Source organism: [Clostridium] symbiosum ATCC 14940, from assembly GCF_000466485.1.
GTDB lineage: Bacteria > Bacillota > Clostridia > Lachnospirales > Lachnospiraceae > Otoolea > Otoolea symbiosa.
Genome location: NZ_KE993043.1, coordinates 1 through 12,814, shown reverse-complemented (window position 1 = coordinate 12,814; position 12,814 = coordinate 1). Strand labels below are relative to the sequence as shown.

The following is a 12,814-nucleotide window of genomic DNA, read 5'->3' as shown; positions in this document are numbered from 1 at the left end:
TTTTCTTGCTTACAAACTTATTATACGAGGAGGAGATGGAGTGGATTCTGATTTCCCTGACCAGGTGGCTGAAAAAGCCTCCCAGGCAGCGAAGGCGGCTAACCAGGTGTACCAGACAGCCCATTCCGTCCAAGCGGCCCAGGCGGCGATTGGCGCGGCCGGAAGCGGCGGAGCTTCTGCAGGAGCAACTGTGGGAGCCGCCGCAGGAGGACCGCTGGGGGCAGTGATTGCAGCTGTTCTTACCAGTAAGACATTCTGGAAGTTTATAGGCTCTTTGCTTGTTATCATCTTTCTCATTATGTACATTGTGGCAAACTTATTATCTCTGGTGCTGTCCTATATTGGTTTTAGCAGCCCGGATGATTATGTGAACCAGGCAAGACAGTCGGAATTGCTGAATTTACAGACACGCATCGAGACGATTCTGTCACAGACGGAGGCAAAAAACGAGGTGCTGTCATTGATTGAGGGAAAGCGGGATGAAATTCTGGAGGAGATAGAAGATGACTTTGACGGTTCAGGCTGTGATGAATATGAAATTATCAGGGATGAGTATGATACAGTTCTGGTTCCTCAGTTAAGCCGGTATCTGGCAGTTATGTTCGAGGAGAAGTGGACTGGTTCCCAGATCAGGAGCTTCGGCGGTTACGGAGGGGAGGATTCCTTTTCAACGGATTTGACCAGTGAATACGATGAGTATTTTGAACTGGCAGCTGCTACTTATGATGTTTCCGTCTCTCTTTTAAAAGCAATGGCAAAAACAGAATCTGATTTTGATCCTAATGCAGTGTCACATGCAGGGGCGATTGGCATTATGCAGCTAATGCCGGCGACTGCAAGAGAATTGGGTGTTACGGATCCCTATGACCCTCAGCAGAACATTATGGGGGGAGCGAAGTATATTGCTGCACAAATCAGGGCATTTTCAGCTTATCCAAATGGTCTTGAGCTTGCCATAGCAGCTTATAACGCAGGCGGAAAGGCGGTGCGGGACGCAGGATACCGGATTCCTCAAAACGGGGAAACACCGGCTTATGTAGCAAAGGTCATGGCGCTGTTAGGAGGAGGCGAGATACCGGATGGTGGAATCGAGGCAGGCTCTACTGACAGCGTTTCCCTTAACATGATGAAAACAACGATTAATTCCGAGCTGGATACATTTTTTGGCTGGAATTTGACGAGAATCAGGGAAGTGACCATTTCAGAGGGAGAGGGGGAGGAGAAAACAGAAACAACCACCACCATCGCACAGTATTCTATTTTGTTGAAGCTGAACCATGAACTGACGGAAACCAGTACAGGATATGAGTACCGCTATGTGACAAGCCGCTCTCTTTTTAACCTGGTGGTCAAACTATTGCAGGCAATTCAGGACGGGTCACGCGCCATGAAGGATATCCTGTTTCAGATGTTCAGCTGGAAGGAATTTATAACAGGCGTGGGAGCTTCCGAAGATGGAATTTGGGGCGATATTGATACTGCAGGCGATACCATTACATATGAAACGGTTTCCGGCTGTGTGAAGGAAGTCGTATATTTTAATCAGGGAGAGGAGCCGTGGAGAAGTATGAAGTATGGCACCAGCACCATTGGCAGCGCCGGCTGCGGTCCGACTGCGATGGCAATTGTAATATCTACCTTAACCGGGGAGACGGTAACGCCTAAAATGATGGCTGATTATTCCATTGAACATGGAGAATATGTTTCCGGGCAGGGAACCAGCCATTCATTTCCAGCCAATGCCGCCCGTCATTGGGGGCTGTCGGTAAAGCGTGTCGGGAAGAACCGGATGTCGGAGGTAGTTCAATCATTAAAGCAGGGGAAGCTGATTGTGGTAATCTGTGCCCCCAATACAATATCGGGAAGCAGCGGACACTATATCGTACTTACAGGAGTAGATGCACAGGGATACATAACGATTGCTGATCCGGGAAGCCGGAGCAGGACGGGGAAGGTTTACAGCGTTGATACCATTCAATCGTATGGCAGAAATCTGGAAGACGGCGCTTTCTGGATTATTGGAAAATAGAGGAGGGAGGTTGTGATGAAGTGCAGAAGCATACGCATGGCTTTAATCCTGTTAGCTGTTTTCACTCTGTCAGAGCCTGTTTATGGCAAAGCGGTTACTGCGAAAAATCAGGATATTCCGGTGATTGCGGAATGGAAAGATGGGCATGGCTTTGGCGAGAATGGAAGAATGATATATGATGGCTGGGCCTTTGATCCGGAAAACGGCAGCTATGTAAAATTTGAGGACGGCAATGTAGTGGTGAAAGCAGACCGTATTTTGGAGACAGATGACTACGCTGCATATTTTACGGATACGGAAGCTGTGGCCGGAACCCTGGCAGTTCGGGGGGAAGTTATCAAATATTTTTCAGGCAGTATCCAGGTTGTGGTTGAAAATGTGGATACGCATATGGAAAAGACCTGCTGCCTGACACGCTATAATGAGTACCGTTATAATCTTCCAGTGCCCAAGGGGCGTTATCAGGTTAAGGAAGCTGAGGCTATATGGAACAAAACACATTATAAGGTCAGTATGGGGACGGAAGTCCTGGAAATAAAGGATGATAACACCTGCCTGATAGAGATACAGGTGTTGCCGGAAGGCGGTAAGCTGGCTGATGACGCGGCATGGGACTTGGTAAAGGAAAACGGCGCCGAAACAGGGAGAGCCGAACCGTTTTCCATTGATGTTCATGAAAGCAGCTATGACAAAAGGAAAGAAATAACATCAATGCACTGGCCGGAGATTTACCTGCTGATTGTGATTTTTATTGCGGTATATGGATTGTATCGGTATTGGACGAAGCGCAGACGATGAAGGCGAGGAAAGAGGTGATTAGGTAAGGTGTCAGAACCAAAGGAGCGAATTGATTTATATTTTATACCGCCCAATTATGCGGAAGAGGGTACCGTATTGTCAGGAAGATTACGAACCAGGAATGCAGTCGAAACAGCAATCCTGGTATTTTTTATGCTAAAGCCGCTGACAATGCTGGATACTACTTTGAAGATTAAGATATACATCGGTGTGGCTGTCATTCTTCCGGTTATGATTGTTTCCCTGATTGGAATACAGGGAGAGAGTCTGACTGCGTTTTTAATAAGTTTTTTCCGATATATCAGGCAGCGCCGGGTGCTGGCTCCCCCGGATACCGGGTACCGGCTGGAACGGAACCGGCGGCTGAAAAAGCTTGCCAGAGACAGAGAACGCAGAGAGAGGAGGCAGAGGAAGGGAGATGGCGGAAAAAAGCATGGCAGAGCGGAAGCGGAGTCCGGCAAGCCAGTTAAGAACGATAAAAAAGGCATATTCAAGAGAAAGAAGAACGAAAAAACTTGGCAGAATTAAAACCAGGCCGGAAGAAAAGAAGGAAAGAGAAGCGAAGCGAAGCTGCAAGCCTTTCCGCCCGGAGGGTCCGGTCGATGTTGGGCCGGTTCCCAGAACTTTAGCTGCCGGCTGTATTCCTATAACAGGCATTACAGACGGAATCATTCATACAGATGATGGAAGGCACGTTAAGATTGTGGAGGTAATGCCGGTCAACTTTTTGCTTAGAAGCCCGGTTGAACAGCGGAATATCATCTATTCTTTTATCGGTTACTTGAAGATTGCACCTGTGAAGCTTCAGATAAAAGTGCTGTCAAAAAAGGCGGATATTTCAGGCTTTCTTGAAAATATCCGTAAGGATAAAGAGAAAGAAACGGATGAGCGGTGCCGTCTTTTGCAGGAAGATTACGCATCACTGATTCGATCTGTTGGCTCCCGTGAGGCAATTTCACGCAGGTTTTTTCTGATTTTTGAATATGAGACCTATCGGAGCAGCCGCAATCAAAATGAAAATGATATTGTGGCAGTCTTAAATACTGCGGTGCAGACTGCTAAAAAGTATTTGTCACAATGCGGCAATGAGGTGATTATCCCGGAGCATGATACGCAGGCCTGTGTGGAAGTGCTTTACCATATCTTGAACCGGAGAACCAGTACGATGAAGACGCTGAACCAGCATATGAATGAGGTGGTTGCGTGGTATATTAGGGAGAACGGGGAAGAAAGTGTAGAGAATATACCAATTACAGAATTCTTTGCCCCGGAATCCATTGACTTTAAGCATGGAAACTATATTGTCATGGACGGGGTATATCATACATATCTGTTTATTCCCTCCGCCGGTTACCGGAGCCGTGTCCCGGCTGGCTGGCTGTCGCTTTTGGTAAATGCCGGCGAGGGGATTGATATTGATGTATTTCTGTATAAGCAGGACAAGGCGAAAAGCGTGGAGCGGATTGGACGCAGAATCCGTCTGAACAGTTCAAAAATCAAGGAGGTATCAGATACCAACAGCGATTATGATGACCTGGCGGAGTCCATTCAGGCGGGATACTACCTTAAAAATGGTTTGGGAAGCAGTGAAGATTTGTATTATATGAGTATTCTGATTACCGTGACCGGTTACAGTGCAGACGAGGTTGAGTGGCGGGCGAAGGAGATGAAAAAGCTTTTAAATTCCCAGGATATTGATACCATGTCCTGTCTGTTTAAGGAAGAAAATGCGTTTCAGTCGGCCCTGCCGCTGCTTAACCTGGATAAGAACTTATACCAGAGATCGAAGCGGAATCTGCTGACCAGCGGCGTGGCAAGCTGTTATCCATTTACGAGTTATGAAATGTCGGACCGGGACGGAATCCTGATGGGAGTTAACAAGGCGAACAGTTCCCTGGTTATCGTGGATATTTTTAATTCGGAGATTTACAAAAATGCCAACATGGCAATCATGGGGACTACGGGGGCGGGAAAAACCTTTACCCTCCAGCTTATGGCTTTACGGATGAGGCGCAAGGGGATTCAGGTATTTATTATCGCGCCGGATAAGGGGCATGAGTTTGCAAGGGCTTGTGAGAATATTGGCGGCGCTTTTATCCAAATCTCCCCGGCTTCATTGAATTGTATCAATGTGATGGAGATACGCAAAACGGATAAGGCCGCCAGCGATATTTTAGACGGTCCCCTGGTACAGCATTCCGAGCTTGCCTCTAAAATACAGGACCTACATATTTTCTTTTCCCTGCTGATTCCTGATATGAGCCATGAGGAAAAGCAGCTACTGGACGAGGCGCTTATCATTACATATAACCGGAAAGGCATTACCCATGAAAACCAGAGCCTGATTGACCCGGAAAATCCAGGACGTTATAGGGCGATGCCGATTCTTGGAGATGTTTATGAAGTGCTGATGGAGAAGACGGAGACAAAACGATTGGCGAATATTTTAAACCGCATGGTACACGGCTCCGCCTCCAGCTTCAACCAGCAGACCAATGTGGATTTATCCAACAAATATGTGGTGTTGGATATTTCGGAACTGTCCGGGGATCTGCTGACTGTGGGTATGTTTGTAGCTCTTGATTTTGTCTGGTCGAAAGCAAAGGAGGATCGGACGGTGGAGAAGGCTATTTTTATTGATGAAGTCTGGAAACTCATTGGGGCGGCCTCTAACGAGATGGCGGCGGAATATGTGCTGGAGATTTTTAAAATCATACGGGGATACGGCGGTTCCGGCGTATGTGCAACCCAGGATCTGACGGATTTCTTTGCCCTGAAGGACGGGAAGTACGGGCGTGGTATTATCAACAATGCAAAGACAAAAATCATTCTGAATATGGAGAACAATGAAGCAGAACAGATTAAAGAGGTTCTGCATTTGTCGGAGGCAGAGATGATGTCCATAGTACGGTTTGAACGCGGCAATGGTATGATTTCAACAAACAATAATAACCTGACGGTTGAGTTCCGGGCAAGCCAGCTGGAGAAGGATTTAATCACGACGGACCGGAAGGACTTGAAGGAATTGCGGGAACGGCTGGAGCGGTATGGAAAGGGGGCTATGGGAAAGCGTTTTGATAATGCATAAAAGACGCAGATAATGCGTATAAGCAAGGACGCGGTTGCCTGATCACAGGGCTAATACGTCATGAAAGCGTAATCGTCTATTGTTACGTCATAAAGACATAATAAACCAGAAATAACAGGAGGGCAGGATGGAGGAAGGAGCGTTACAGGACAGAGAAGTTCTGGACTTAATTCAGAAGTACAATGTACTTCTGAGGTCACAGGTGTATGCGTATTTCAGTCAGGAGCGCGCGGTGGGCAGAGCACTAAAACGTCTGGAGAAGGACAACCGCATCGGCAGCAGCCCGGTGACAAAGATGGTGTACTTAAATGAGAATTCCTATGCGGCCAGAGACAAGGGAACGCTGCAGGCGTTCTGGGTGTTAATCAGCCTGATGAAAAAGAGACCGGTATCAGAACATTTTCTGGCGGACCGGGATGAGTATCCGGTCCGTATTATATTTGTCAGCGGTGAGGAATTATTTGATATCCTGTACATCGGTTTGAATGATGTAAAGCTGGTAAACAGTGTATTCCAGAGAAAATGCAGGGATTCATGCAGCCATATCATTGCGGTTCCGGACTTTGCCGTGATTGAGAAAGTAAGTTTGCCGGCGATAGGTTATTGTTTGGTGAAAGGAGATGGAGAAATCGAATACTACACAAAATCATGAGAAGACTGACGCCTTCTCAAAAATGGGACAACAGCTGGATGAAGTTCAAAAGACAGCCGGGAGACTGGACATATCGGTGGCAGAGGCCAGGACTCTTTTGTCTGCCAGGACAAAGCAGTATATCAATAGCCAGTATGAGAATTTTAATGATCTGATATTGGAGGCCGCCAGATTATCGGAGCGGCTGACAGAGAAAATGCGTCGTCTGGTACTGGAAGTGACCTTTGATACCAGAAAATATGAGGCATATAAGGAGGATTTAATTGGGATTCATGGAATAGAAGTGGCCTGTCAGGACGGAGTTATGACCATTGCCCTTCCGTTTTTGGTTCCGCACAGAAAGAGCGATTACACGGATTACATCTATAAGCCGCTTTACCTGGCGCTGAAACACTGGCGCACAAGACAGGAAGACAACGAGGGCGAGGTTCCCCAGTATGAGTGCTGCACGGTCTGTTTTCTGCATGTGTATGATTCCGGGCTTCCACTTGCCAGAGTGAGAGATCATGATAATCTGGAGGAAAAACATATCCTGGACGTGGTGGGAGCTTTCTTCTTAAAGACAGACAGCGGACTTTATTTAAACAGCTATCACACTACTATGCTGGGGAAAGAAGACAGGACCTATCTTGTTATCATGGAGAATGAAAAATTCCCTGGATGGTTGGGGGATAATATGCAGAACCGTGCAGTTTGCTCCGGGTAGGGGGTATCGAAAAAGTGTCTGTATTTTTTGCTGAATTTTCGATAGGGTACAGTTACGGAAAGAAGTATGGTTTTTCAAGGAGGTGGCAGCGAAAATCCCGGGATTTTTACCCAGGTATGGAGTCAGTAGGGTACGGTTTTGGAATGATACGGAATAAAAGGGCAGACAGGTGAGGTGGTGAATATGGACCAGGAGAGTAAGGCAGTCCGTCTACTGATGCTGATTGGAGTAAGCGGGGAAATGCCGGCAGATTGGGCGGTATATGCAGTTGGCTCCTGTTCTTATAGCGCGGCATTGATTACCCGGTTGAAGCGGGAAGGTTATATTAGCCTGCGCTGTAAAGACGGGCTTAAAGGATATGTGCTTAAAGCAAAGGCAAAGAGAAGGCTGCTGGAGTTGTGGCCGGAAGATTTCACCCCATTTCTTTGCGGTTCCGTGGAGACGAACCATATAAAAAGCGAACCGGATAAGCGTCTGAGGCTGTACCGGATGAGCATGGTGTGGATTTACCTGTCTGTGGCTGGCGTTCCGGTTTATAAGAGCAGTAAACCGGATTTTTTCTTCCCTATGTTCCATCCCGTTCCGTCTGGGGAAGGACAGGATATGATTGGGAGGGATATGGGGGGATATTACGGAACTCTGGAGTTTAAACGTGGTATGGCAAAGGAGATTGGCGGTTCCAGAGCCTGCGGGGTGCTGTTAACTGCCGCAAAACCGTATATTGTGTACAATTCGATGGATAGCCTGATGAAGTGGGCAAAGAAAACAGAGCGCACCATGCGAAGCCGTATGGAGGCTGTTTTTCGGAATAAGGGGTATCACTCACCTGCAGACGCAGTGATGTTTGGGAACCGGACGGATATGCTTTTAAGGCTCCTGGAAAGTGACGGAGGGATTAAGGGGAATCTGTTTGCTTTGGATGATATCTATGAACGGATTTATTTTATACCGCTGATTAAGGAAGCCCAGTTACAGGTGCGGCTGATGATGAACCCGGAGGAGGACAGAAGGCTGAGGGACTTCCTCTGTACGGCATTGTGGAAGATAAATGGAGCAGACGGGGCGTTAGACGATGGTGTGGACCGTGACGGGAACCAGGTGTACTTTTGTTATGATCTGGAGCTTTGGAGATTAAAGAGGGTCTGCGGAAAAATAGAACGGGAAGGGAGGGGAATCATTTACTGCTTTGATTATCAGGAGGAGGCGCTGAGGGCATATATGGGGGGTGAAGCTGTTGTGAAGGGGATTGTGAGGGAGAAGGCGATTCAGTATCTGGAATATGTACATAAAATATAGGGGCTGATTAATCATCAAACTATGGAGTATTTTGTGCTATAATTAGTTTGGCAATGCCAACCAATCATGTGATAACGTGAATCAAGAAATTAGAAAATTTTCTTAACAATATGTACAAAAGTTTTTGATATTGTTATATAATGAAAACAGGGTAAAATTAAAATAACATGAGGTGTTGTATGGAGCGGATAGAAATTTTTGAAAAAAATGTACCAAACATAGGTTTGTTTACTCGGACAGCAACTCAAGGGGAAGAAATCGAGTTAGTAAAAGAATTCATCGAGTTTTATTGCGATAAGTTTTTGAAAGATAATAAGGTAAATAATTTGGCGGTTTTTGTTGAACCAAGGGTTAGTTCTGGTTTTCCTGATATAGTATTCGCAACATATTCGCCAGACATATTAGAAAATTGGTCTAAAGAAAGGGAAAAATTAGATATTTATGATTTAAAAGTGCTATCGCATTTTATTTTATCAAAGGGCTGTACCGGAGAACAATTAATTAATACTTTAAAATTACCTGAAAAGCAAATATTAAAATCAATTGAATGTTTAATAGATGCAAAAATGATTATACGAGTAAATGGTAAATGGAAAGCAGAAAAACTGAAAAATATCTACAGCATAAAAAAGTTGGTTTCAGTAGAGGCTAAAATTAGTGATATGAAAAAGGTTGCAGAACAATCATTGATTAACACTTGGTTTGCTTCACAGTCGTATGCTTTGACCAATATTGAAAGACCTCAGGAAGTAACTCTTAATAATTTTCAAAAACAGGGTGTTGGTTTATACTGCAAACGGAATGGATTTAGAAAGGTGGTCGAAGCACAAAAACTTGCTTTGCCATCCAGCTACTTATCTTTGCAGTTTAATGAATGGATTGGGAAATCGGTTGCAAGTGTATGCTAAAGAGAGGGTAATGTAGAGATGAGACGATTTGATGAAATGAGCCAAGAGTATGACAAGGTTTCAATATTGGCTAGAGGGGGACAAAAGCTGGTTTTTAGTGCTTCACATAAAGATTACGGTGAGTGTGTTATAAAGTTATACTTTTCGCTAAATGATCCACGATCAATGAGAGAAATCGAAATAGGTCGAAGTTTAAATTTAGATGCGGTGCCGAAAATGTATGAAACAGGTACAGTCATATATGATGATACTGAAACTTTATATATTGTAGAAGAAAAAATATGCGGTACAGAATTGCGGGAACTTTTAAGACAGGGAATGAAATTCTCTTTGGAAGAAGCAGTAGATTTTTTAGAACAAGGTCTTTTTTTTATCAAAAATATCGAAAGTAAGGGGATTGTCCATAGAGATGTTAAGCCGGAAAATATTATAAGAACAACGGATGGAAAGATATACTTTCTTGATTTTGGTATAGCTAGGATCATTAATGGTACATCACTCACGAAGACAGAGGCTTTAATGGGTCCACATACCCCTGGTTATGCAGCTCCTGAACAATTTAATAATTTAAAAAAGGACATAGATTCACGGGCAGATATTTTTTCATTAGGTGTGGTTACATATGAATGTATAACAGGTAAAAACCCATTTCGGGAAAATGCGATTAATGTATTGGAAGTGTTACAAAGAACTGAGACAATCACACCAGTACAATATTCCATCAAAGGAGATACACAAAGTCAGTTTATGGCTTTGTTAGGTGCGATGATGGGAAAATATCCTTCGCGCAGACCAAGGACAGCAGAGCAAGCAATAGGTTGGTTAGAAGCGGCAAAACCAACATTTATCTATTAAGGGGGAATGTATAATGGAGTTATTTATACAAATGGGACATGGCATGCAATCGTTGGCTGAAGAACATATAGAAGACTTTGGTAGTGGAACTATTATTATTAGCCCTATGAATATAATACCTAAAAGTATTGGTGGATTTGCTGGAAAAATACACAAGAAAAATGGAAGCATTTTAGTTGATCCGCAATTATATTATCCGCGTAAGTTTCAAAAAAATCTCGCCAAATATGCATATTGGCCTCAAGATGAATTTACGATGCTTGAAAGCGGTGGGCTTGATGATACTATACATAAACTTGTTGAGTTAAACCGTGAAGTAGATTCAGAGTCATTAATTTTGCCGGCTTTTACTGCGACGAAAATAGATGATTTATGGAATCGAGTTCAGAAGATGGCAATAAATTGTGCCAAGAAATATGGCGCAGAATTTAGTAGAATACATACGATTTCGTTGTCTGGCGATGTTATGAATGACGAAGAACAGATAGAAAAGGTGATAGCCTATGTAGAGGAATGGGAGGTTGATGGGGTTTATATTGTTTGTGAACACCCTGAAAGATATTATTTAGTAGATAAACCTTTGTGGGTGTCAAATTTATTGTCTTTAATTGCTGGAATTAAAAGACAGCACAAGAAGACAATAGTGGGCTATGCAAGTCATCAATTGCTTTGCTTATCACTGGCTAAATGTGACGCAATTGCTTCCGGTAATTTCTTGAATTTGCGTTGGTTTCAACCAGAACATTTTGAAACTGTAGAAGAGAAAAATATTAGTCGGAGAGCTATATGGTATTATAGCCCACAAGCTTTATCGGAGTTTAAAATTCCTTTTTTAGATATAGCCAAGCGTATGAATTTGTTGAATAAGTTGAAACCTGCAGCTAGTATGGAAAATCCATATAGTGATATGCTGTTTGGACTGGGTTTGCCATCATCTACTGGGTTTGGTGAAAAGGAGGCTTTTAGACATTATCTTTTTTGTTTGAGAAAACAGTGCCAAATGAGTGTGCGTGAAACTTATAAGGAAACCAGAGATGCACATTTATTGTTATTAGAAACGGCTGAACAATTGCTGGCTGGTTTACGGGAAAAGGGAATAAGAGGACAGGACAGAGACTTCGGAGAAATTATTGATGTTAATAGAGCTGCAATAGCAGCATATGATATGGCATATCAATTTCCTTTATCCCAGGAATGGAATTGTTTATAGTTAAGTAATGTGAGAGCGGTGGCAGTTTTACCGCTCTTTTTTTGAACTTTTATATAATATAGACGGACAGAATAAGTGAATTGTTATCTCGTGAAAAACATAGAGGGAGGATTGTATGGACAGTGATTTTACAACCGGTAATCGAACCGTGGACCGGATGAGCCGAATCAATATCACAGGTAATATCATACCAGCAGCCTGGTATAAGACCATATGCAAATCGACCGGAAAGCCGTATCTAAATGCAATCGTAATCCTCTCTGATATTGTGTACTGGTACCGGGCGGCGGAAATCAGGGATGAAGGGAGCGGGCAGCTTATCGGTTTCCGGAAACGCTTCCATTCAGATTTATTGCAGAGAAGCTACCAGCAGCTGGCGGATCAGTTTGGGATTTCCAAGAGGGATGCCAACAATGCCGTTGTGGAGCTGGAGAAACTGGGGGTGGTTAGAAGGGTGTTCAGAACCCTTTGTATTAATGGGCAGCAGGTGCCTAATGTTCTGTTCCTTGATTTAGATGTGGATACACTGCTTGCACTCACATATCCGGCAGAGGAAATGTCCGGTGAAACTGCGTCAGAGGAAAAGTATGGGAGATATCCCACTCAAATAAGTGATACCCCTGGCGTCTGCGCGGTATCTCACCAGAATGAGAGGGATATCCCACCAGTATTGGTGGGAGGTGTCACCCAAATAGGTGGGAGGGTACCACCAGAACGCGGGGGACCTCCAACTGAAACTGGTGGGACAAATACAGAGATTACTTCAGTAGATTACAACAGAGATTATCCCATCTTATCTTATCAGGAGGTGGAAGAACGGTTTAAGGCGCAGATTGAGTATGGCATACTAAAGCATGATTATCAAGATGATGAGCGTCTTGACGAAATGGTACGGATTGCGGTTGATGTCCTGACATCAGGGGCAGAGACCATTCGGGTCAACAAGGAAGATCGGAATGTGGAACAGGTAAAGGCGCAATTTTATAAACTGAATCTGTTTCATATGCAGTATGTGTTAAATACGTTGAGACAGAATGAAAGGAAGGCTCATAATATTCGGGCAGTAATTATTACAAGCCTGTATAATGCGGTCAATACCCTGGGTAATTACTATGGGAACCTGGTTCAGTATCAGACTGCAAATCATGAAGGAAGGGAAGGTAGACGGTCGGTCAATGTTGGATAAAATAAAACAGATGGACAGGAAAACAGTGAAACGGATTCTGTTTGGCCTGTCTTTTTTCGGCTCTTTGTCAATAGTTGGGGTGGGAT

At 44.2% G+C, this 12,814-nt stretch carries 11 protein-coding genes; all 11 read left to right on the top strand.

The features are described 5' to 3' along the window. On the top strand, positions 1–2,029 hold a 2,029-nt coding region (locus CLOSYM_RS21205; protein WP_021643766.1), incomplete at its 5' end, for a transglycosylase SLT domain-containing protein. A 15-nt stretch (positions 2,030–2,044) separates the two neighbouring features. Further along, positions 2,045–2,827, top strand: coding sequence for a hypothetical protein (locus CLOSYM_RS21200; RefSeq protein ID WP_044903091.1), 783 nt, complete (start codon positions 2,045–2,047; stop codon positions 2,825–2,827). Between the two features lie 27 nt (positions 2,828–2,854). Then, positions 2,855–3,355: a hypothetical protein gene (locus CLOSYM_RS23260; RefSeq protein WP_021643764.1), complete on the top strand. Its 501-nt coding sequence runs from the start codon at positions 2,855–2,857 to the stop codon at positions 3,353–3,355. After that, positions 3,246–5,915, top strand: coding sequence for a VirB4 family type IV secretion system protein (locus CLOSYM_RS21190; protein ID WP_049943754.1), 2,670 nt, complete (start codon positions 3,246–3,248; stop codon positions 5,913–5,915). Before CLOSYM_RS23260 ends, CLOSYM_RS21190 begins: the two co-directional genes overlap by 110 nt. A gap of 127 nt (positions 5,916–6,042) precedes the next feature. Continuing rightward, positions 6,043–6,567 (top strand): DUF5697 family protein, encoded by a 525-nt coding sequence (locus CLOSYM_RS21185; RefSeq protein WP_021643762.1) that lies wholly within the window; start codon positions 6,043–6,045, stop codon positions 6,565–6,567. Then, positions 6,536–7,273, top strand: a complete 738-nt coding sequence (locus tag CLOSYM_RS21180; RefSeq protein ID WP_021643761.1) for a DUF6100 family protein — start codon at positions 6,536–6,538, stop codon at positions 7,271–7,273. The genes CLOSYM_RS21185 and CLOSYM_RS21180 overlap by 32 nt, the downstream gene beginning before the upstream one ends. Positions 7,274–7,456: 183 nt before the next feature. Continuing rightward, positions 7,457–8,569 (top strand): hypothetical protein, encoded by a 1,113-nt coding sequence (locus CLOSYM_RS21175; protein ID WP_021643759.1) that lies wholly within the window; start codon positions 7,457–7,459, stop codon positions 8,567–8,569. Between the two features lie 179 nt (positions 8,570–8,748). Continuing rightward, the gene (locus tag CLOSYM_RS21170; RefSeq protein ID WP_021643758.1) at positions 8,749–9,477 is read left to right on the top strand and encodes a hypothetical protein; all 729 of its coding nucleotides are present in this window, start codon (positions 8,749–8,751) and stop codon (positions 9,475–9,477) included. 18 nt (positions 9,478–9,495) lie between these two features. Further along, complete coding sequence (locus CLOSYM_RS21165) at positions 9,496–10,332, top strand: serine/threonine-protein kinase (protein WP_021643757.1); 837 nt, start codon at positions 9,496–9,498, stop codon at positions 10,330–10,332. 13 nt (positions 10,333–10,345) lie between these two features. Continuing rightward, positions 10,346–11,542 carry a hypothetical protein gene (locus tag CLOSYM_RS21160; protein ID WP_021643756.1) on the top strand — a complete coding sequence of 399 codons (1,197 nt, stop codon included), beginning with the start codon at positions 10,346–10,348 and terminating at the stop codon, positions 11,540–11,542. A gap of 115 nt (positions 11,543–11,657) precedes the next feature. Next, a complete protein-coding gene (locus CLOSYM_RS21155; protein ID WP_021643755.1) occupies positions 11,658–12,728 on the top strand; it encodes a DUF6017 domain-containing protein in 1,071 nt (356 codons plus the stop codon). Positions 12,729–12,814 lie beyond the last annotated feature (86 nt).

Excerpts from the sequence above, each read along its gene's own strand:
- CLOSYM_RS21170 (WP_021643758.1), top strand. The coding sequence starts at position 8,749 with ATGGAGCGGATAGAAATTTTTGAAAAAAATGTACCAAACATAGGTTTG.
- CLOSYM_RS21175 (WP_021643759.1), top strand. The coding sequence starts at position 7,457 with ATGGACCAGGAGAGTAAGGCAGTCCGTCTACTGATGCTGATTGGAGTA.
- CLOSYM_RS21185 (WP_021643762.1), top strand. The coding sequence starts at position 6,043 with ATGGAGGAAGGAGCGTTACAGGACAGAGAAGTTCTGGACTTAATTCAG.
- CLOSYM_RS21155 (WP_021643755.1), top strand. The coding sequence starts at position 11,658 with ATGGACAGTGATTTTACAACCGGTAATCGAACCGTGGACCGGATGAGC.
- CLOSYM_RS21200 (WP_044903091.1), top strand. The coding sequence starts at position 2,045 with ATGAAGTGCAGAAGCATACGCATGGCTTTAATCCTGTTAGCTGTTTTC.
- CLOSYM_RS21160 (WP_021643756.1), top strand. The coding sequence starts at position 10,346 with ATGGAGTTATTTATACAAATGGGACATGGCATGCAATCGTTGGCTGAA.
- CLOSYM_RS21190 (WP_049943754.1), top strand. The coding sequence starts at position 3,246 with ATGGCGGAAAAAAGCATGGCAGAGCGGAAGCGGAGTCCGGCAAGCCAG.
- CLOSYM_RS21165 (WP_021643757.1), top strand. The coding sequence starts at position 9,496 with ATGAGACGATTTGATGAAATGAGCCAAGAGTATGACAAGGTTTCAATA.
- CLOSYM_RS21180 (WP_021643761.1), top strand. The coding sequence starts at position 6,536 with ATGGAGAAATCGAATACTACACAAAATCATGAGAAGACTGACGCCTTC.